Annotated in this window: 15 protein-coding genes, 1 tRNA gene, 1 rRNA gene and 4 pseudogenes; 14 read left to right on the top strand and 7 right to left on the bottom strand. The window is 56.7% G+C overall.

Going from position 1 to position 20,273, the window contains the following annotated elements:
* Window positions 1–115 precede the first annotated feature (115 nt).
* Both EIO60_RS15945 and rrf read left to right on the top strand, forming a co-directional pair.
* Window positions 116–190, top strand: a tRNA-Glu gene (locus EIO60_RS15945).
* A gap of 350 nt (window positions 191–540) precedes the next feature.
* A 5S ribosomal RNA gene (gene rrf / locus EIO60_RS15940) occupies window positions 541–656 on the top strand.
* 194 nt (window positions 657–850) lie between these two features.
* Here the strand turns inward: rrf and mobB are convergent.
* Window positions 851–1,366, bottom strand: coding sequence for a molybdopterin-guanine dinucleotide biosynthesis protein MobB (mobB, locus tag EIO60_RS15935; RefSeq protein WP_258577378.1), 516 nt, complete (start codon window positions 1,364–1,366; stop codon window positions 851–853).
* Window positions 1,367–1,705 carry an NTP transferase domain-containing protein gene (locus EIO60_RS15930; protein ID WP_258577377.1) on the bottom strand — a complete coding sequence of 113 codons (339 nt, stop codon included), beginning with the start codon at window positions 1,703–1,705 and terminating at the stop codon, window positions 1,367–1,369.
* A gap of 32 nt (window positions 1,706–1,737) precedes the next feature.
* Here EIO60_RS15930 and EIO60_RS15925 point away from each other — a divergent pair.
* From EIO60_RS15925 to spfP, 5 genes and pseudogenes are all read left to right on the top strand, one after another.
* Window positions 1,738–1,929, top strand: a pseudogene (locus tag EIO60_RS15925) (DUF1040 family protein); the annotation flags it as partial.
* 45 nt (window positions 1,930–1,974) lie between these two features.
* Window positions 1,975–2,918: pseudogene (locus tag EIO60_RS15920) on the top strand (serine/threonine protein kinase).
* 27 nt (window positions 2,919–2,945) lie between these two features.
* Window positions 2,946–3,575 (top strand): thiol:disulfide interchange protein DsbA, encoded by a 630-nt coding sequence (gene dsbA / locus EIO60_RS15915; protein ID WP_258577376.1) that lies wholly within the window; start codon window positions 2,946–2,948, stop codon window positions 3,573–3,575.
* A 375-nt stretch (window positions 3,576–3,950) separates the two neighbouring features.
* The gene (gene polA / locus EIO60_RS15910; protein WP_258577375.1) at window positions 3,951–6,740 is read left to right on the top strand and encodes a DNA polymerase I; all 2,790 of its coding nucleotides are present in this window, start codon (window positions 3,951–3,953) and stop codon (window positions 6,738–6,740) included.
* Between the two features lie 275 nt (window positions 6,741–7,015).
* Entirely contained in the window at window positions 7,016–7,063 is a 48-nt protein-coding gene (spfP, locus tag EIO60_RS17190; protein ID WP_445082602.1) for a small protein SpfP, read from the top strand.
* A 71-nt stretch (window positions 7,064–7,134) separates the two neighbouring features.
* Here spfP and yihA read toward each other — a convergent pair whose 3' ends face one another.
* Window positions 7,135–7,767: a ribosome biogenesis GTP-binding protein YihA/YsxC gene (gene yihA / locus EIO60_RS15905; protein ID WP_258577374.1), complete on the bottom strand. Its 633-nt coding sequence runs from the start codon at window positions 7,765–7,767 to the stop codon at window positions 7,135–7,137.
* A gap of 644 nt (window positions 7,768–8,411) precedes the next feature.
* Between yihA and yihI the strand changes: the two are divergent.
* Both yihI and hemN read left to right on the top strand, forming a co-directional pair.
* Window positions 8,412–8,919, top strand: a pseudogene (gene yihI / locus EIO60_RS15900) (Der GTPase-activating protein YihI).
* Window positions 8,920–9,148: 229 nt separating this feature from the next.
* Window positions 9,149–10,517 (top strand): annotated as a pseudogene (gene hemN, locus EIO60_RS15895) (oxygen-independent coproporphyrinogen III oxidase).
* 47 nt (window positions 10,518–10,564) lie between these two features.
* On the opposite strand, the gene EIO60_RS15890 reads toward hemN, so the two are convergent.
* From EIO60_RS15890 to glnA, 4 genes are all read right to left on the bottom strand, one after another.
* Entirely contained in the window at window positions 10,565–10,690 is a 126-nt protein-coding gene (locus tag EIO60_RS15890) for a YshB family small membrane protein (RefSeq protein ID WP_258577373.1), read from the bottom strand.
* Between the two features lie 104 nt (window positions 10,691–10,794).
* On the bottom strand, window positions 10,795–12,204 hold the full coding sequence (gene glnG, locus EIO60_RS15885) for a nitrogen regulation protein NR(I) (RefSeq protein ID WP_258577372.1): 1,410 nt from the start codon (window positions 12,202–12,204) through the stop codon (window positions 10,795–10,797).
* 7 nt (window positions 12,205–12,211) lie between these two features.
* Window positions 12,212–13,261 carry a nitrogen regulation protein NR(II) gene (gene glnL / locus EIO60_RS15880; RefSeq protein ID WP_258577371.1) on the bottom strand — a complete coding sequence of 350 codons (1,050 nt, stop codon included), beginning with the start codon at window positions 13,259–13,261 and terminating at the stop codon, window positions 12,212–12,214.
* Window positions 13,262–13,497: 236 nt separating this feature from the next.
* Window positions 13,498–14,907, bottom strand: a complete 1,410-nt coding sequence (gene glnA, locus EIO60_RS15875; protein ID WP_258577370.1) for a glutamate--ammonia ligase — start codon at window positions 14,905–14,907, stop codon at window positions 13,498–13,500.
* 450 nt (window positions 14,908–15,357) lie between these two features.
* On the opposite strand from glnA, the gene typA reads away from it, so the two are divergent.
* From typA to fabY, 5 genes are all read left to right on the top strand, one after another.
* Complete coding sequence (gene typA / locus EIO60_RS15870; protein WP_258577369.1) at window positions 15,358–17,178, top strand: ribosome-dependent GTPase TypA; 1,821 nt, start codon at window positions 15,358–15,360, stop codon at window positions 17,176–17,178.
* 219 nt (window positions 17,179–17,397) lie between these two features.
* A complete protein-coding gene (gene yihX / locus EIO60_RS15865) occupies window positions 17,398–17,994 on the top strand; it encodes a glucose-1-phosphatase (protein ID WP_258577368.1) in 597 nt (198 codons plus the stop codon).
* Between the two features lie 129 nt (window positions 17,995–18,123).
* The gene (locus EIO60_RS15860) at window positions 18,124–18,762 is read left to right on the top strand and encodes a YihY family inner membrane protein (RefSeq protein WP_508278757.1); all 639 of its coding nucleotides are present in this window, start codon (window positions 18,124–18,126) and stop codon (window positions 18,760–18,762) included.
* Window positions 18,656–19,222 carry a D-aminoacyl-tRNA deacylase gene (dtd, locus tag EIO60_RS15855; protein WP_508278756.1) on the top strand — a complete coding sequence of 189 codons (567 nt, stop codon included), beginning with the start codon at window positions 18,656–18,658 and terminating at the stop codon, window positions 19,220–19,222. The genes EIO60_RS15860 and dtd overlap by 107 nt, the downstream gene beginning before the upstream one ends.
* Before the next feature lie 59 nt (window positions 19,223–19,281).
* The gene (gene fabY, locus EIO60_RS15850; RefSeq protein WP_258577367.1) at window positions 19,282–20,229 is read left to right on the top strand and encodes a fatty acid biosynthesis protein FabY; all 948 of its coding nucleotides are present in this window, start codon (window positions 19,282–19,284) and stop codon (window positions 20,227–20,229) included.
* Window positions 20,230–20,273 lie beyond the last annotated feature (44 nt).

Here is a 20,273-nt window from a genome sequence, read left to right as displayed (position 1 = left end):
GAACCTGTGGTTGGATCACCTCCTTAACCTGGATTCTGCCTTCGAAGTGCTCACACAGATTGTCTGATAGAAAGTAATGAGCAAAACGGCTTGCGAAGCCGCGACGCGTTTACGTGTCCCCTTCGTCTAGAGAGGAGGACACCGCCCTTTCACGGCGGTAACAGGGGTTCGAATCCCCTAGGGGACGCCACTTGCTTGGTGACAGGTGAAAGGTGTCTCCACGAAGTATCTCAAAACTGGCCTCAGGGGCACGTTTGAGATATTGCTCTTTAACAATCCGGAACAAGCTGAAAACTGAAACGACACGTCGCGTTCATTCCCCGCAACAGGATTGAGATAGCGATGTGTTTGAGTCTTTCAAATTTTCACATCCGCAGCGTCGCAAGACGCCTGTGGGTTGTGAGGTTAAGCGACTAAGCGTACAATGACCCGTGAGGCTTAACCTTACAACGCCAGAGGCGTTTTGCGAGACGCGATATTTTCAGCTTGTGACGGACAGATCTGCGCGGCCCGGCGGGCGGCGCGGAGCAAAAGGATTTGCCTGGCGGCCTTAGCGCGGCGGTCCCACTTGACCCTATGCCGAACTCAGAAGTGAAACGCCGTAGCGCCGATGGTAGTGCGGGGCCTCCCCATGCGAGAGTAGGAAACTGTCAGGCATCCAACCCGAAAAAGCCCCCTGCTGACGCAGGGGCTTTTTTACGTCCGCGTTCTGGCAAAAACGCTGGCGATCCCGCCGGCGTACGATCGTTCTGCTAAAGAAGCCCAGTCCCCAGAGCCTTCAGGCGCTAACCTCTCCAGCTTATAACTACTACTACTCTGCCGGTAAGGCCCGACTCTCCCACACTATCCTTCACTCTTTACCCTGCTTTTCCAGCCATGCAGTAATAAAAGAAACAATCATGTCAGGCTGATTCAGATCGAGCCAAGACTGGGCAACATCCACTCTGAAATCGCTGGCCACCGACACCACATGTTCATCCAGCAGCGGCAAAACATCATCTTTCATGCCTGCGCGCCACAGGATAATTTTTGGCACAGGCTCATGTTTGAACCCCTCAACCAACACGATATCCAGCGAAGCGGGATCCATCCGGCTAACCAGATAGTGCAAATTTAGCTCGTCGCTTTGCGGCGTTTTGCACATCAGCGCCCAACGCTGCGTGCTGGCGACGATAACCTGATCGGCGCCCGCTTTGCGCAGCAGATCGCTGTCTTTTCCCGGTGTGTCGATCTCCATCTGGTGATGCGTATGTTTAATCAGGCCCGGATGAACGCCCGCCGCTTTCAGTCGCGGGATTATTTGCTGCAGCAGCGTCGTTTTTCCTGTTCCGCTCCATGCCGCGATAGCCAGTAAAAGCCGAGTCATTTAGCGCGCCTCCTGTAAATCGTCCAGCGTATTCATATTGCGAAAAGCCGCCTCATCCTGCGTCAGCGTAATCGCATGGCCACCCTGTTCCCGTAAAAACTGCATCAAACGCCGCTCTCCCTGCGCCAGATAAGCCGCAAGTGGTTCAGCGAGCTGACGGTTCACCAAAGCCGGCGCCGGATGGTCGTGCTCGCTTGAACGCGCCCAGACCGCAGGCGCGCGCTTCTTTTGCTGCCACAGCTGCTGAATATAGTCCTCAGGGATTAACGGCATATCACAAGAGCAAAAGGCCACCCATTCCTTTTCGGCGACGAGCAGGGCGCTCAGCATGCCCTCCATCGGGCCAGGATAGTCAAGCAGCGTATCCTCTCTTACAGAAACTGGCGCAGGAATCTGGTTTCGGTGGCCCATTAAGTGAATTAACCGATGACGTCTTGATTTACCATCTGAAAATGCGCGACGCCGACAAGCATGCGGAAATCCCCGGTCACCAAAAAGATTATGAAACGGATTTTAAAACGGCGTTGCTACGTGCGCATGGTGTGATTCGGGATGAGGAGTGATGTTATGCTTGCCGGCTCTCAGTAAAAGACAAAACAGGTAACTCCATGGATGCCGCTTTTAACTTCCGGATGCTCAATCCTGACGCCATCCTTGATGCGCTGTGGGAGACCGGAATTCAGGTTGAGTCTGGATTAACCGCGCTTAACAGCTATGAAAACCGCGTCTACCAGTTCAGCTATGATGAACGGTGCCGTTACGTGGTGAAGTTTTGTCGCCCACAACGCTGGGACGCGGCGCAAATCGAAGAGGAACATCAGTTCACGCTCGATTTGCAGGCTGATGAAGTGCCGGTTTCCGCGCCGCTTGCCCTACAGGGAACAACGCTGCATAGCCATGCGGGCTTCCTGTTCACCGTCTTTCCCAGCCTCGGCGATCGTCAATATGAGACAGACAGCGACGAGTAGCTGGAAGGCGTGGGCCGTTTCCTGGGAAGCGTACACCAGACCGGGCGTAAGCAGCGCTTTCAGCATCGCCCGACAATCGATCTTGAGGAGTATCTGCACCAGCCGTGCGCTGAGCTGGCCAGCAACGATCTGGTGCCCGCCGCGCTGATGCAGTCGCTGGATAAACTGGGCGCCGAGCTGCTGCAGCGCTGGCATCGCGACTGCCATCCTGGTAATATCCTGTGGCGCGACGGTCCGCTATTTGTCGATTCGACTATGCGCGTAACGGACCCGCGGTGCAGGATCTCTGGATGTTGATCAACGGCGATCGGCAGGAGCAGCGCATCCAGTGAGATATTTTGCTGGAGGCGTACAGCGAGTTCAGCGACTTAGATATTAATGAATTGTCACTGATTGAGCCTTTACGCGCGATGCGCATGGTTTATTATCTCGCCTGGGTGGCGCGCCGCTGGCAGGATCCGGCATTTCCTGGCGCATTCCCCTAGATGACTGATGAAGATTTCTGGCGCAGGCAGATTTCGCAATTTACCGAGCAGGAGAAGCTATTGCAGGAACCTCCGCTGCAGCTGGCCCCGCTATTTTAAATAGAGAAGTCAGGATCATTTTTCACAATGAAAAAGATTTGGTTTGCACTGGTTGGTTTAGTGCTGGCTTTCAGCGCCTCTGCTGCCCAGTTTACCGATGGTCAGCAATATGTCAGCCTGCCAAAGCCGGTTGCCGGCGAACCGCAAGTGCTGGAGTTCTTCTCCTTCTTTTGCCCGCACTGCTACCAGTTTGAACGTATTTATCACGTCAGCGAGACTGTGAAGAAAAATCTGCCTGCGGATACCAGATTCACCAAATACCACGTTGATTTCCTCGGCGGCGATTTTGGTCCAGTGTTAACGCACGCCTGGGCTGTCGCGATGGCGCTGGGCGTTGAAGACAAAATCACTGCGCCGCTTTTCGACGGCATTCAGAAAACCCAGACCATTACGGATGCCGCCAGCCTGAAATCGGCATTTACCGCGGCGGCCGGTATCTCCCCGGCGGAGTATGACGCGGCCTGGAAAAGCTTTGCAGTGAAAGCGATGGTGGTGCAGCAGGAAAAAGCAGCGTCAGATGTCGATCTGCGCGGCGTGCCGGCGATGTTCGTTAACGGCAAATATATGATCAACAACGGCGGTCTCGACACCAGCTCGATGGACAACTTCGTTGCGGAATACGCGAACATCGTAAAATTTCTGGTAAGCCAGAAATAAGCGCGTCAGATCTTCTGTGAGCGCCGGCGATGCCGGCGTTTTTTTTTACTCTTTATTATTCCCCAAAACAGCCTGTTTGCTGCGCGTTTGATTTAATATCCACATAAGCCTCTGCCTGTGCAGAAAGCCCTTCCCAGTTGCGGTAATAATATAACTTAATGAATTAGATAATTTTTATATTTTTCTTCGGCATTTTATGGTGAAAGACGTAAGGCGTTATGAATTTTGCGCACAAAGTTATCCACAGAAAGATCCTTACGATCCGCGCCGCGTCCGCAGCAAATAATGGCCGTTCCACCCACCCGCATTCAACATTCTGCTCAAGCTGTGGCATCCTTATAGTTCAATCCCTGGAAACGAAGATTACATAGACTTATGGCGCAAATTGCAGAAAATCCCCTGATTCTGGTTGATGGCTCATCCTACCTTTACCGTGCTTATCATGCGTTTCCGCCGCTCACCAACAGCGCGGGAGAGCCTACCGGCGCCATGTATGGCGTGCTCAATATGCTGAAAAGTCAGTTGGCGCAATATAACCCAAGCCATGTTGCCGTGGTGTTTGATGCCAAAGGCAAAACCTTCAGGGACGAGCTGTTCGAAGATTACAAATCGCACCGTCCGCCTATGCCTGACGATCTGCGCGCGCAGACCGCACCTTTGCATGAGATAGTCAAGGCGATGGGACTGCCGCTGCTGGCGATAAGCGGCGTCGAGGCGGACGACGTTATCGGTACGCTGGCGCTGCAAGCGGAAAAAGAGGGGCGCGCCGTGCTTATTAGCACCGGCGACAAAGATATGGCGCAGCTGGTCACGCCTAATATCACCCTGATCAACACCATGACCAATACCATCCTCGGCCCGGAAGAGGTCGAGCAAAAATTTGGCGTGCCGCCCGCGCTGATCATCGATTTTCTGGCGATGATGGGCGACAGCTCAGACAACATTCCAGGCGTACCGGGAGTAGGCGAAAAGACCGCGCAGGCGCTGTTGCAGGGCCTTGGCGGCATGCAGGCGATCTATTACAACCTGGATAAGGTGGCGGATCTCTCCTTCCGCGGCGCGAAAACCATGGCGGCGAAGCTGGAGCAGAACCGCGACGTCGCCTTTCTCTCCTATAAGCTCGCCACCATCAAAACCGACGTCGAGCTGAAGCTGACCTGCAGCGAGCTGACGGTCGCCGAGCCGGATTTCGCAGCGCTCCAGACACTTCTCGGCCGCTATGAATTCAAACACTGGCTGAGCGATCTGCAGGACGGTAAATGGCTGCAGGGCAAAAAGAGTAATCTGAAAGCGCAGCAGGCGCCGCTGACGGAAGAGGCGCCACCGCAGCCGGAAGCGACCAGCATTCTCGCCTCAGACGGCTATGTCACTATCCTCGATCAGGCCACGTTTGAGACGTGGCTGGAGAAGTTGAAAAAAAGCGGCCTGTTCGCCTTCGATCTGGAAACGGATTCGCTCGATACGCTCAGCGCCAATATCATCGGCATCGCCTTTGCCGTCGCGCCGGGCGAAGCGGCCTATTTGCCGGTCGCCCATGATTACCTGGATGCGCCGCCACAGCTGGGTCGCAGCGCGGTGCTGGCGCAGCTCAAGCCGCTCCTTGAGGACCACAGCGCGAAGAAGGTGGGGCAAAACCTGAAGTACGACCGCGGCGTTCTGAAAAACTACGACATCGAGCTGGGCGGCATCCAGTTCGACACCATGCTGGAGTCCTATATGCTGAACAGCGTGGTCGGCAAGCATGATATGGACAGCCTGGCAGCGCGCTGGCTGAATCACAAGACGGTGACCTTTGAAGAGATTGCCGGCAAGGGCAAAAATCAGCTGACCTTTAACCAGATTGCGCTGGAGCAGGCGGCGCACTATGCGGCGGAAGACGCCGACGTTACGCTTCAGCTGCATCTGAAAATGTGGGCAGAGCTGGAAAACGAGGTCGGACCGAAGAAGGTCTTTGAAGAAATCGAGATGTCACTGCTGACGGTAATTTCTCGCGTCGAGCGCAACGGCGTGCTGATCGATCAGGGCATTCTGGCGCAGCACTCGAAGGAGCTGACGCTGCGACTGGCAGAGCTGGAACAGCAAGCGCACGAGCTAGCGGGCGAACCCTTTAACCTCTCCTCTCCCAAACAGCTGCAAATCATCCTGTTTGAAAAGCAGGGCATCAAGCCCACCAAAAAAACGCAGGGCGGCGCGCCTTCGACCAGCGAAGAGGTGCTGGCGGAGCTGGCGCTCGACTATTCGCTGCCCAAGGTCATTCTGGAGCATCGTGGCCTGTTGAAGCTAAAGACTACCTATACCGATAAACTGCCACAGATGATTAACCCGCTGACGGGGCGCGTACATACCTCCTATCACCAGGCAGTCACCGCGACCGGGCGACTCTCATCAACCGATCCGAACCTGCAAAACATTCCGGTGCGCAACGAAGAGGGGCGCCGCATACGTCAGGCGTTTATTGCGGGCGAAGGCAACCGCATCGTGGCGGCGGACTACTCGCAGATTGAGCTGCGCATTATGGCGCACCTGTCGCAGGACAAGGGGCTGCTGGACGCTTTTGCCCACGGTGAGGATATTCACCGCGCCACCGCTGCGGAAGTCTTCGGCGTTGCGCTGAGCAAAGTGAGCAGCGAGCAGCGCCGCAGCGCGAAGGCGATCAACTTCGGTCTGATTTACGGCATGAGCGCGTTTGGCCTGTCGCGCCAGCTCAATATCGGCGCCGGCGAAGCGAAAAAGTATATGGGTCTCTACTTTGAGCGCTATCCTGGCGTGCTGCGCTATATGGAAAACACGCGTCAGCTGGCGGCCAGCAAAGGCTATGTCGAAACTCTCGACGGACGCCGCCTGTGGCTGCCGGACATCAAATCCAGCAACGCCATGCGCCGCAAGGCCGCCGAGCGTGCGGCGATCAATGCGCCGATGCAGGGAACGGCGGCGGACATTATCAAGCGCGCCATGATCGCGGTGGATGAGTGGCTGCAACAGCAGCCAACGCCGCAGGTCAGAATGATCATGCAGGTGCACGATGAACTGGTGTTTGAGGTGGCGGGCGACGCCGTCGAAGCCGCCAGCCAGCAGATCCGCGCACTAATGGAGGGCAGCATGAAGCTGGACGTGCCGCTGCAGGTTGAGGTCGGCGTTGGTGATAACTGGGATCAGGCGCACTGATAGCCGCTGCGCAGGTCGACAGGCGATTAACGCTGTCGGCCTGGCGTGCGACATAAGAAAACGGTCTGTTTAACCGATTCAGCTGAACAACAAATTTGTGGCAGTTTCTAACTGCCTCTCGGCTAAGCATTTTTTAGTAATTAAACTACAGGCAAAGGCATTTTTTGTGATGAATACATGAAAAATCGTGCAGTTTTCTGAAAATTAACCACAAAAAACCCTCTGTGCGTCAGAAAAAATCAGGTAAAGTTCGAGGCGTAGTGTACAGAGGTAAGATGTTCTATCTTTTAGACCTTTTACTTCACGTAATCGGATTTGGCTGAATATTAGCCGCCCAAGTCATTATATGACTGGGGCGTTTTTTATTGGATTTTTGCCGACAAACTGGCGCCTTTTACGCCTCGGGCGCAGCCGCTTGAGCAGGCTCCAGCTCGTCGAACCAGAGATCCAGTTTTTGACGCAGCTTATCGACGCCCATCTTTTTCAGAGATGAGAAGATCTCTACCTGCACATCCCCCATAAAGGCCAGCGAGGCTTCGCGCACCATATTGAGCTGCGCCTTGCGCGCACCAGAAGCGAGCTTATCCGCTTTGGTCAGCAGCACCATCACCTGGATCTGGCTCTCTACCGCCCACTGGATCATCTGCTGATCGAGATCTTTAAGCGGATGGCGAATATCCATCAATACCACTAGCCCTTTCAGTGCTTCGCGCTTTTGCAGGTATTCGCCCAGCGCGCGCTGCCATTTACGCTTAATCTCTTCCGGCACTTCGGCATAGCCGTAGCCGGGCAAATCGACCAGGCGCTTGCCGTCAGTCACTTCAAACAGGTTGATAAGCTGCGTGCGCCCTGGCGTTTTACTGGTGCGCGCTAGGCTTTTTTGGTTGGTCAGCGTGTTCAGCGCGCTCGATTTGCCCGCGTTAGAACGTCCGGCAAAGGCGACTTCAATACCGGTATCCGCAAGCAGATGGCGAATATCCGGGGCGCTTAGAATAAAATGGGTAGCGTGATAGTTCAGTGCAGACAAAGTTAAACTCCAGAAACAAAGGCGGGCATTGGCGCTGATTATACGCGTTATGGCGCAAAAGTGCCCGGCCGCGTCGATCGCCGTTATTTTGTAAGAGATTGACCATAAATTCTGCCAATTATCATAGTTTTTATAGCAAAACCAAAAAAAATAAAATCACTAAAATTAAAATATTTAATAAAATTAAGGCGCGAAAGTGTGCAAAAGAGGCTGCGGTCAGGTTGTGGCTTTCGTCTATTGGTCTATAATATTGGGCAGTGTAGGGCAGCACCCATCAGGATGATGTGCTCAGGAGCTTTGGGATAATCGCGAGCAGTGGAGAGGAAATGGCCAGGGGAAGCGGCCGGAAAAGGACAAGGATTCGCTCAGGAGTTGAGCAGGCGCGGGATTGACCGGGACGTTGTGAGCCAAAACGGATTAAAAAGATGATTCCTTCCTAGGAAGGTGCGAAAAAAGGCGACAGCATTAAGCTGTCGCCTTTTTTCTTTGCTCGCTTTCTGCTAGATTTCGCCGCAATTCTGTACCCTTTGTTATCCGGCGCCCCTGTCAACGCGAGACTTGCTGGCAGGTGCGCATCGCCGACAAAAAAGCAGCGTCAAAGGTTACGGGTATATACTGATTAAAAAACATCCAGACCGACTGTAATTAAGCAACCTGTACGCGGCGCGCAGGGTAAACCCGTAGCCAAAGCAAAACGTCAATTGCGCGAAGATCTTAAACAGGCCGCGCGCGATAAAAAGCATCGCGGCAACGCGGCCGGCAACTACGCCAATCCGGAGACGCAGACGGCAAAGTCGGGCTAGGGCAAACTGGCCAAAGATTCGCGTATCGGCAGTAAAAAACCGATTCCGCTGGTGGCCGAGAGCGCACCGGTCAGCAAGCCGGAGAAAAAAGCGGCGAAGCCTGCGGTGGAAAAGGTGCGCTTCAGCCCGGAAGAGGAGCTGGCGCAGCTGGAAAACAGCGAGCGGCTGGATGCGCTGCTGGATCGCTATAGAGAGCGGCGAAACGCTGTCGGCGGAAGAGCAGGCCTAGCTGGATGAAACCCTGGATCGCATCGACGAACTGATGGAGCAGCTTGGCATCGACATGGATGACGAGGCGGACGATGAGCAAGCGGAAGAAGATATGTATCGCCTGCTGAAAGGCAACTGAGTCTTCGATCGGCATGCGCGACGGCGCATGTCACGCCAGACAGGTAAATCGTTATGTTTTGGCCTGGATCAATTTTAGCGCTGCTGCTGACATGTTATCTCCTCTGGTTATTGGCTAAACTACGCCGCCTGTCGCGTCTGAAGTCACGTTTACGTCGGGTTCAGTCCCGTTCACCTCTCCTCTCTTCTGCATCGCGACTTTCTCTCAGACGTCACCGGAAGGAGTAAGCATGTCTTTGCAACCCGTCTCTTGGGACCAGCGGCTCATTGAAAAGTATAACTACGCCGGTCCGTGCTATACCTCTTTATCCTACCGCGCTGGAGTTTAGCGAGGCTTACGGCGAGGCGGACTTTTAGCGCGCCGTTGCGCGCTATCCCGATCGTCCGCTGTCGCTCTACGTGTATATCCCGTTCTGCCATAGCTCTGCTACTTCTGCGGCTGAAACAAGGTAGTGAAGTGCCAGCTGCATAAAGCCGATCACTACCTAGACGCGCTGGCGCAGGAGATACACTACCGCGCGCCGCTGTTTCGTCAGCGCCGCGTCACGCAGCTGAACTGGGGCGGCGGCACGTCGACCTTTCTCAACCACGATCAGCTCTCCCGGCTGGTGGCGCTGCTGAGAGAGCACTTCAGCTTGGCGGACGATCTGGAAATGTCGATTGAGGTCGATCCGCGCGAAATCGCGTCCGATACCATCACCCATCTGCGCCAGCTCGGCTTCAACCGGCTGAGCATGGGTGTGCAGGACTTCAGCAAGGCGGCGCAGGAGCGCGTTAACCGCGTGCAGGATGAAGAAGCGATCTTTACGCTGATGGCGCGGGCGCGCGAGCAGGGTTTTCACTCCACCAGCATCGATCTGATTTACGGTCTGCCGCTGTAAACGCCGGAGAGCTTCGCCTGGACGCTTCAGCGCGTGATTCTGAATCCGGACCGCCTGAGCGTCTTCAACTACGCGCATCTGCCCACGCGGTTTGCGGCGCAGCGCAAAATTAAAGAGCAGGAGCTGCCCTTGGCGCAGCAAAAGCTGACGCTCCAGCAGCAGACCATCGCCACGCTGACGCAGCAGGGCTATGACTTTATCGGCATGGACCACTTTGCGAAGCCGCAGGATAAGCTGGCGCAGGCGAAACGCGCCGGTCTGCTGCACCGCAACTTTCAGGGCTATACTACGCAGGGCGATAGCGATCTGCTGGGGCTGGGCGTCTCCGCCATCAGCATGATTGCCGACAGCTACGCGCAGAATGAAAAGGCTCTAAACCGCTGGTATGACGCGGTGGCGACGCGCGGAGAGGCGCTGTGGCGTGGCGTTAACCGACGACGATTGCCTGCGCCGCGATGTGATCAAGACGTTAATCTGCAACTTCGCGCTCGATTTTCGCGCCGTCGAAGCGCAGTACGCGATACGCTTCAGCGACTACTTTGCCGAGGATCTGGCGCTGTTGCAGCCGCTGATTATTGAGGATAGGTTGGTGGTGCGGCGTGCTGAAGGATTACAGGTCACCGGCGCGGGCCGGTTGCTGATCCGCAACATCTGCATGTGCTTTGATATCTACCTGCGGAAAAAGGCGCGCCAGCAGCAGTTTTCCCGCGTGATTTAAGGCAGATGCGACAACAGCGCGCCATTATCCGCTTGCCGGCACAGCAATTAGTTAAACAGATTGACTATAATGGCGCACAGCGCGGCGGCGAAGAGTGCCTGCGGCGAATGGCCGGCGGCGCTGCCAATGGCGGCGACGTTGTGCGACATCATGTGAAGGAAGGATTCAAACATTGCTTCATTTCCCCACAGCCGCCGGTATGATACTGAACGGCTTCGGTGTGTAAAGCGGGGCAAGGCGAAAAAACGGGACAACCGTCGCCTTACTCTGCGTGGCGCTACTCCATGCCTAACTCTTTCAGCTTGCGGGTGAGGGTATTGCGCCCCCAGCCCAGCAGCCTGGCCGCTTCCTGCTTGTGTCCCTGCGTATGGCGCAGCGCCGTGGTCAGCAGGGTGCGCTCCATTTCCGGCTGCGCTTCGGACAACAGGTTTTGATGACCGGAACGCAGCGCGCGGTCGGCCCACTGCGCCAGCAGCGTCGCCCAGCTGTCCGGCAGCGACTGCACCGGGTTCTCCGGCGTGCTGGACTCAAACAGCTCGGGCGGCAGATCCTGGATCAGCACCTCCTGACCGGCCGCCATCACCGTCAGCCAGCGGCAGGTGTTCTCCAGCTGGCGAACGTTGCCGGACCAGTGCAGACGCGTCAGCGCCGCCTCGGTTTCCGGATGCAGGATCTTCGCCTCGACGCCCAGCTCGCGCGCTGCCACCTGCAGGAAATAGCGCGCTAGGCGCGGAATATCCTCGCGGCGCTCGCGCAGCGGCGGCAGATGGACGCGGATCACGTTCAGGCGATGGAACAGATCCTCACGGAACTTGCCCTCCTGCACCCGCAGCTCCAGGTTCTGGTGGGTGGCGGCGATAATACGCACGTCCACTTTCACCGGCGCATAGCCGCCAACGCGGTAGAATTGGCCGTCGGCCAGCACGCGCAGCAGGCGCGTCTGCACGTCTAGCGGCATATCGCCAATCTCATCCAGAAACAGGGTGCCGCCGTCCGCCTGCTCGAAGCGGCCCTGGCGAATCTGATTGGCGCCGGTAAACGCGCCTTTCTCGTGGCCGAACAGCTCTGACTCAATCAAATCTTTCGGTATCGCCGCCATATTCAGCGCGATAAACGGCGCCTTGGCGCGCGGGCTATGGCGATGCAGCGCATGCGCCACCAGCTCTTTTCCGGTGCCCGACTCGCCGTTGATCAACACGCTGATCGACGAGCGCGACAGGCGGCCGATAATGCGGAAAACATCCTGCATCGCCGGCGCTTCGCCGATGATATCGGTGGTCGGCCCGCTGACCGGCTGATTGCGCGGCTGCTGCTGCTCCTGATAGTGGCTGATGGCGCGTTCAACCAACGCCACCGCCTCATCAATATCGAAAGGCTTCGGCAGGTAGTCGAACGCCCCTTGCTGATAGGCGCTCACCGCCGCGTCCAGATCGGAGTGCGCCGTCATTATGATGACCGGGAGCATCGGATGACACTGTTTAATCTGTTTCAGCAGCGCCAGCCCGTCCATGCCCGGCATGCGAATATCTGACAATAAAACGTCTGGGGTTTTGGACGAGAGCGCATCCAGCACCTCGCTGGCGCTGTCAAAGGTGGCACAGCTTAAACCGGCTCCAGTGAGCGCGCGTTCAAGCACCCAGCGGATGGAGCTATCGTCATCGACGATCCAGACTATCCCTCGTTGCATAGAAATCTCACTGGCGAATAGGCAGATAAACCGAGAATTCGGTGTATCCAGGCCAACTGTTAAACTCAATTTTTCCTGAATGCTGATCGATCAGGCTGCGGGCGATAGAGAGGCCCAGTCCGGTGCCGCCTTCGCGCCCGCTGACCATTGGATAGAACAGCGTGTCCTGCAGATGGGCCGGGATGCCCGGACCGTCATCTTCAACGTCGATGCGCGCCACCAGCCGGTAGCGCGTGCCGTGCAGCGTCAGCTGAAAGGCGGTGCGGGTGCGCAGCACAATGGTGCCGCCATCTTCGCCCAGCGCCTGGAGCGCATTACGCACCACGTTAAGCAGCACCTGCTCAATCTGATCGGGGTCGAGCGGCAGTTCCGGTAGGCTGGGATCGTAATCGCGCACCAGCGCGACGTTCTCCGGCAGCTCCATCGACACCAGATTCACCACGCGTTCTGCGACCTGATGAATGCTTTGCGTGATATGCATGCCGGGCTGCTGCGGGCCGAGCAGGCGATCCAACAAATTACGCAGGCGGTCCGCCTGCTCAATGATCACTTTGGTATATTCGTTCAGCGAAGGATCGGGCAGCGCGCGCGAAAGCAGCTGCGCCGCGCCGCGTAGTCCGCCGAGCGGGTTTTTGATTTCGTGGGCGAGTCCGCGCACCAGATCGCGCGCCGCAACCTGCTGCGCATGCTGAAGCTGCTCCTGGCTCAGGCGGCGCTGATTATCCATCGGCGCCATCTCCAGCAGAATAAAGCCGTCTGGCAGACGCTGCGCCGTCAGCGCCATCACGTGCGCACGGCCGTCCACCACCAGCGTTACCTCGCTGTCGGTAAAGCCCTGGCCCGCGGCAAGACTCTCGCGCATCACGTCGATATTCAGCGAAAAATAGCCAGTTAAATCGGGCAGCGGCGTACCGAACAGTTTGCGTGAGCTTTGCGCCAGCAGTTGCTGCGCCGCCGGATTGGCACAGTGAATAACCAGCTCGTCATCCACCAACAGAATGCTGTTAATCAGGGAGTTGAGAATTTGCCCCGCATCGGGCAGGGTGCCAGTTGCCATACAGCGTTCCTCTGCACTAATTCAGTGTATTATACTCTTCCACGCCCAATTTCAGGCGGCTGAACGATGAATTCGCGGCGAAAAAAGCCCATCCGTAGATGGGCTAAAGTTTCCACGCCAAAAAAAATCTTCTGCGTCTTGCGCGTCGCCGCTGCGTCAGCAGCCCTTTATTCATCCCGGCAGGGATGTCTCCGGTTACCGCTCTGCGCGGCAACGCGAACTGTGCAGAATAAAGATTAAACGCTGTAGTAAAGTTCGAACTCAACCGGGTGCGGCGTCATGCGAACGCGGTCGCTTTCCTCTTTGCGCAGTTCAATGTAGGCGTCGATAGCGTCGTCAGCGAACACGCCGCCGCGGGTCAGGAACTCGCGGTCTTCGTTCAGCGCGTTCAGCGCTTCTTCCAGCGAACCGGCCACTTTGGGAATCTCCGCTTCTTCTTCCGGCGGCAGATCGTACAGGTTCTTATCCATTGCATCGCCCGGGTGGATCTTGTTGATGACACCGTCAAGGCCAGCCATCAGCAGGGCGGTGAACGCCAGGTACGGGTTCGCAGCCGGGTCCGGGAAGCGCGCTTCGATACGACGCGCTTTCGGGCTGGCAACAACCGGGATACGGATAGAGGCGGAGCGGTTACGGGCAGAGTAAGCCAGCATAACCGGCGCTTCGTAGCCAGGCACCAGACGCTTGTAAGAGTTTGTGGTCGGGTTCGTAAGGGCGTTGATCGCTTTTGCGCGCTTGATGATGCCGCCGATGTAGAACAGTGCGGTATCAGACAGGCCGCAGTATTTGTCGCCGGCGAACAGGTTAACGCCGCCTTTAGAGAGCGACATGTGGCAGTGCATGCCTGAACCGTTGTCGCCGAACATCGGCTTCGGCATAAAGGTCGCAGTTTTGCCGTAGGCGTGCGCGACGTTATGCACAACATATTTGTAGATCTGAATTTCGTCCGCTTTTTTTGTCATAGTGTTGAAGCGGGTGGCCACTTCGTTCTGACCGGCGGTCGCCACTTCGTGGTGATGCGCTTCAACAACCAGGCCCATTTGCTCCATGGTCAGACACATGGCGGAGCGGATGTCCTGTGAGGAGTCAACCGGCGGAACCGGGAAGTAGCCGCCTTTCAGGCCAGGACGGTGGCCTTTGTTGCCGCTTTCGTACTCTTTACCGGTGTTCCACGCCGCTTCGATGTCGTCAATCGCGACGTGCGAGCCAGAGGTAGAGGAACCGAAACGGATGTCGTCGAACAGGAAGAATTCCGGCTCCGGTCCGAACAGGACGGTATCCGCGATGCCTGAAGAACGCAGATACTCTTCCGCGCGCTTGGCGATGGAACGCGGGTCGCGGTCGTAGCCCTGCATGGTGCCTGGCTCGAGGATGTCACAACGGATGATCAGCGTCAGGTCTTCGAAGAACGGATCCAGTACCGCCGTGGTGGCGTCCGGCATCAGCACCATGTCTGATTCATTAATGCCTTTCCAGCCGCCGATAGAGGAGCCATCAAACATTTTGCCTTCTTCGAAGAAGTCAGCGTTAACTTGGTGAGCAGGGATAGTAACGTGCTGTTCTTTACCTTTGGTATCGGTAAAACGCAGGTCCACAAACTTAACTTCGTGCTCGTTCATCATCAAGAGAACGTGTTCAGCGGACATACTCAACTCTCCTGGATATGGTCATTATGGTCGTGGTGAGAGGCTGCGTCGTCTGGCATCGTTGTGTCGTGTCCGACCGTCATCCCCAACCAACCTATCTCGGCAAGCGCTTCAACCGTCGTGCAACTGCTGTTTTTGCTTGACTTGAGTAAGTATAAGGCGAATTCTGTGCCAACTTTTTTCAACGTGGTTAAATCGCCCTTGCGTGCACGCTTTTAACGCCTGCCGGCTGCATCAGTCTGGCGATAACGCACCAAACAGATGCTTTAGCACTCTTGTTAAGTATCATAATGGTGCATATTACTAACTCAGTGCATAAGCTGCACCGCGTCTCGCGCAAATTTCCGGCAGTGCAATAAATAAACTTGAGTGGAAAAGTGTGATCGTGTTCAGTATCCCGCTTAATCCGTGTACAATAGCGCGCTATTTTCTAATGCCTGAGGCAAAGTTGTGATCGAAAATTTGCGTAACATCGCCATCATCGCGCACGTTGACCATGGTAAGACCACCTTGGTTGATAAACTGCTGCAACAGTCCGGTACCTTTGACGCGCGTACCGAAGCGACTGAGCGTGTGATGGATTCCAATGATTTGGAGAAAGAGCGTGGAATTACCATCCTCGCGAAAAACACCGCCATCAAATGGAATGACTACCGTATCAACATCGTTGATACCCCGGGACACGCTGACTTCAGTGGTGAGGTAGAGCGCGTCATGTCCATGGTGGATTCGGTGCTGTTGGTTGTCGATGCGATGGATGGCCCTATGCCGCAAACCCGCTTCGTGACCAAGAAAGCCTTTGCCCACGGTTTGAAGCCGATCGTCGTCATCAATAAAATCGACCGTCCGGGCGCACGTCCTGACTGGGTGGTAGACCAGGTCTTCGACCTGTTCGTTAACCTGGACGCGACTGACGAGCAGCTCGACTTCCCGATCATTTACGCATCTGCGCTGCAGGGCATCGCCGGTCTTTATCACACCGACATGGCTGAAGATATGACCCCGCTGTACCAGGCGATCGTTGATCACGTCTCTCCGCCGCAGGTGGAAGTCGAGGCGCCGCTGCAGATGCAGATCTCGCAGCTGGACTACAACAACTACCTGGGCGTGATCGGCATCGGCCGCATCAAGCGCGGTAAAATCAAGCCGAACCAGCAGGTTACGGTTATCGACAGCGAAGGCAAAACCCGCAATGGTAAAGTCGGCAAAGTGCTGGGCCACCTGGGTCTGGAGCGTATCGATACCGATCTGGCGGAAGCGGGCGATATCGTCGCCATCATCGGTCTGGGCGAGCTGAACATCTCTGACACCATCTGCGATCCGCAAAATGTGCAGGCGCTGCCGGTGCTGAGCGTCGACGAGCCGACTGTTACCATGTTCTTCAACGTCAACACCTCGCCGTTCTGCGGTCAGGAAGGCAAGTATGTGACCTCGCGTCAGATCCTTGAGCGCCTGAACAAGGAGCTGGTGCACAACGTGGCGCTGCGCGTGGAAGAGACCGAAGACGCCGACGCGTTCCGCGTTTCAGGCCGTGGCGAACTGCACCTGTCGGTGCTGATCGAAAACATGCGGCGTGAAGGTTTCGAACTGGCGGTATCCCGTCCGAAAGTTATCTTCCGCGAAATCGACGGCCGCAAACAAGAGCCGTTCGAAAACGTGACGCTGGATATCGAAGAGAACAATCAGGGCGCGGTTATGCAAACCATGGCCGAGCGTAAGGGCGATCTGAAAAACATGGATCCGGATGGCAAAGGCCGCGTGCGTCTTGACTACGTTATCCCAAGCCGTGGTCTGATCGGCTTCCGTAACGAATTCATGACCATGACGTCTGGTACCGGTCTGCTTTACTCCACCTTCAGCCACTACGACGACATCCGTCCGGGCGAAGTGGGCCAGCGTCAGAACGGCGTGCTGATCTCTAACGGCCAGGGTAAAGTGGTAGCCTTCGCCCTGTTCGGTCTGCAGGATCGCGGCAAGCTGTTCCTGGGCCACGGTGCTGAAGTGTATGAAGGCCAGATCATCGGTATTCACAGCCGCTCTAACGACCTGACCGTGAACTGCCTGACCGGTAAGAAGCTGACCAACATGCGTGCGTCCGGTACTGATGAAGCGACCACCCTGGTGCCGCCGGTTAAGATGACTCTGGAACAGGCCATCGAATTCATCGATGACGACGAGCTGGTGGAAGTTACACCGCAGTCGGTGCGTATCCGTAAACGTCACCTGAATGAAAACGACCGTAAGCGCGCGTCGCGCGGTCCGAAAAAGTAAGACGTTTCCCCTCTGAAAAAGCCCCGCTGAGCGGGGCTTTTTTATTCCCGCCGCCGTTCTCTCTCTGACGCCTGCTATCGCGTCGTCCGACCCGCCGTCTGCCAGCTGTAGCCTCGCATGCGCCAGCTTCCATAACGCATTTTTCTCCGGCCTGTTATCTGTTCAGCCCCTATCTTTGCCGCTAGAGTGAATGATCCAAGGAACCAGAGGAGTAACGCCATGTTGTACATATTTGACTTAGGCAATGTGATCGTTGATATCGACTTTAACCGCGTGCTGGGCGTCTGGAGTGACCTTGGTCGCGTGCCGCTGGCGCTGCTGCAAAGCCGCTTTCAGATGGATGAGGCGTTTGAGCAGCACGAGCGTGGCGAAATCAGCGACGAGCACTTTGCGGCGATGCTGTGCGAGCAGCTGGATATCGCGCTGAGCTACGAACAGTTCGTGGCGGGCTGGCAGGCGGTCTTTATGGGCGCGCGCGCCGACACGCTGGCGCTGATGAACCAGCTGCGCGCCGACGGCCATCGTGTGGTGATCCTCTCCAATAGCAACAAGCTGCACACGGAGTTCTGGCCAACGCAGTACCCCGAAGTGCGGGCCGCGGCGGACACCGTCTACCTATCGCAGGAGCTGGGGATACGCAAGCCCGAGGCGCGTATCTTTGAGCATGTGCTACAGCAGGAGGGCTATCGCGCCGATCAGGCGATCTTATTTGACGACAACGCGGCTAACATCGCGGCGGCAAACGCGCTGGGCATTCAGAGCGTGCTGGTCACCGACAGCAAAACCGTGCCCGCTTGGCTGGCAAGCCACCGCTAGACCATGACGTTACGCCCTTTTGAATCGTCTTGCCACGCGCTCTGGATGTGGCTGAAGCTGCTGTGGCGCCGCATCGACGATGACAATATGACCACGCAGTCGGGCAACCTCGCCTATGTCTAGCTGCTGGTGCTGGTGCCGCTTATCGCCGTGGTCTTCGCGCTGTTTGCCGCCTTCCTGGTCTTTTTCGAAGTCAGCGTCCAGCTGAAAAACTTCATCTTCACCAACTTCGTTCCGGCGACAGGCAACGTGGTGCAGCGCTATCTAGATCAGTTCGTGGCGAACATGCACCGCATGACCGCGCTGGGCGCGGTGGGCCTGATCGTCACCGCGCTGCTGTTGATGCACTCGGTCGACACAGCGCTCAATACCATCTGGCGCAGCCATAAAAAGCGGCCGCTGGTATATTCGTTCGCCGTCTACTGGATGATCCTGACGCTGAGGCCGCTGCTGGCAGGCGCCAGCCTGGCGATCAGCTCCTACGCGTCTTTCCGCTGCTGCTCTCTTGGTTCGCCTTCTGGCTACTTTACAGCATTGTGCCGCCGCGCAGCGTGGCTCCGCGCGATGCGCTGGTTGGCGCGCTGTTTGAGCTGGGTAAAAAAGCTTCGCCCTCTATGTTACGATGTTTCCCTCGTACCAGCTGATTTATGGCGTACTGGCGGTGATCCCGATACTGTTTCTCTGGGTCTACTGGACTTGTTGTATTGTGCTGCTGGGCGCGGAAATCACCGTCACGCTGGACGATTATCGCCAGCTCAGGCGGCATGAAGATGAAAAAACGAGAGGTGGCATGATTGCGTTGATTCAACGAGTGCTCAACGCCAGCGTCAGCGTAGAAAACAGCGTTGTGGGCGAGATTGGCCTGGGGCTGCTGGTGCTGTTGGGCGTAGAGAAAGGGGACAATCAAAAGCGCGCCGAGCGCCTGGTGGAAAAGGTGCTGGGCTACCGTATTTTCAGCGATGAGCAGGGCAAAATGAATCTCAACGTCCGCCAGGCGGGCGGCAGCGTGCTGGTGGTGTCGCAGTTTACGCTGGCGGCGGATACGCAAAAGGGGATGCTCCCGTCGTTTTCCGGCGGCGCCGCGCCCGATAAGGCGAACCGGCTGTATACCTGGTTCAGCGACTACTGCCGACGCCAGGGTGTGACGACGGCTAACGGACGCTTCGCCGCCAACATGCAGGTTGCGCTGGTCAATGATGGGCCTGTCACCTTCTGGTTGCAGGTTTGAGGCTGACAGCCGAGCGACACGGGATCGGCCACGCAAGCTCAGAACGAGAGAACCACTTTATGTATCATCTTCGGGTACCGCAAACCGCGGAAGAGCTGGATATGTACTACCAGTTCCGCTGGGAAATGTTACGCAAGCCGCTGCGCCAACCGCAGGGTTCAGAACGCGACGGCTGGGACGCGCTGGCGCACCATCAGATGGTGGTGGACGAGCATGACCAGCCGGTGGCGGCGGGGCGACTCTACATCAATGCCGACAACGAAGCGTCGATTCGCTTTCTCGCCGTGCATCCTTCGGTGCAGGGCAAAGGGCTGGGCACGCTGGTGGCGATGACGCTGGAGTCGGTGGCGCGTCAGGAAGGGGTCAAGCGCGTCACCTGCGCCGCACGCGAAGATGCGGTCGAGTTCTTCGCCAAGCTGGGCTACGTCAATCAAGGCGAAATCACCGCGCCGCAGACCACGCCGGTGCGCCATTTCCTGATGATCAAGCCTGTGGTGACGCTGGACGATATTCTGCATCGCGCCGACTGGTGCGGCCAGATTCAGCAGGCCTGGTACGACAATATTCCGCTCAGCGAAAAGATGGGCGTGCGCATTCTGCAGTTTACCGGCCAGAAATTCGTCACCACTATGCCGGAAACCGGCAACCAGAACCCACACCATACGCTGTTCGCCGGCAGCCTCTTTTCGCTGGCGACCCTGACCGGCTGGGGGTTGATCTGGTTGCTGCTGCGCGAACGCCACCTTGGCGGTACCATTATTCTGGCGGATGCGCATATTCGCTACAGCAAACCCATTACCGGACGTCCGGGCGCGATTGCCGATATTGGCTCTATAAGCGGCGATCTAGATCGCTTGGCGCGCGGCCGCAAGGCGCGCGTGCACCTTGAGGTAGAGCTGTACGGCAACGAAGAGCTGGGCGCGGTGTTTGAGGGTGTTTATATCGTGCTGCCCGCCGATCCCGACGAGCCGCTGGAAGAGGGTGGTTCCGGCGCGCGCATCAACTGAACGTCAGGGCCGATAATCCGGCCCTGAATGTTACTGTCTGACGT

It is taken from the genome of Candidatus Pantoea persica (assembly GCF_013753875.1).
In the GTDB taxonomy this organism is placed as follows: domain Bacteria; phylum Pseudomonadota; class Gammaproteobacteria; order Enterobacterales; family Enterobacteriaceae; genus Pantoea; species Pantoea persica.
Note: the sequence above shows the minus strand (reverse complement) of the source record. Positions and strands in the feature narration are given on the sequence as shown.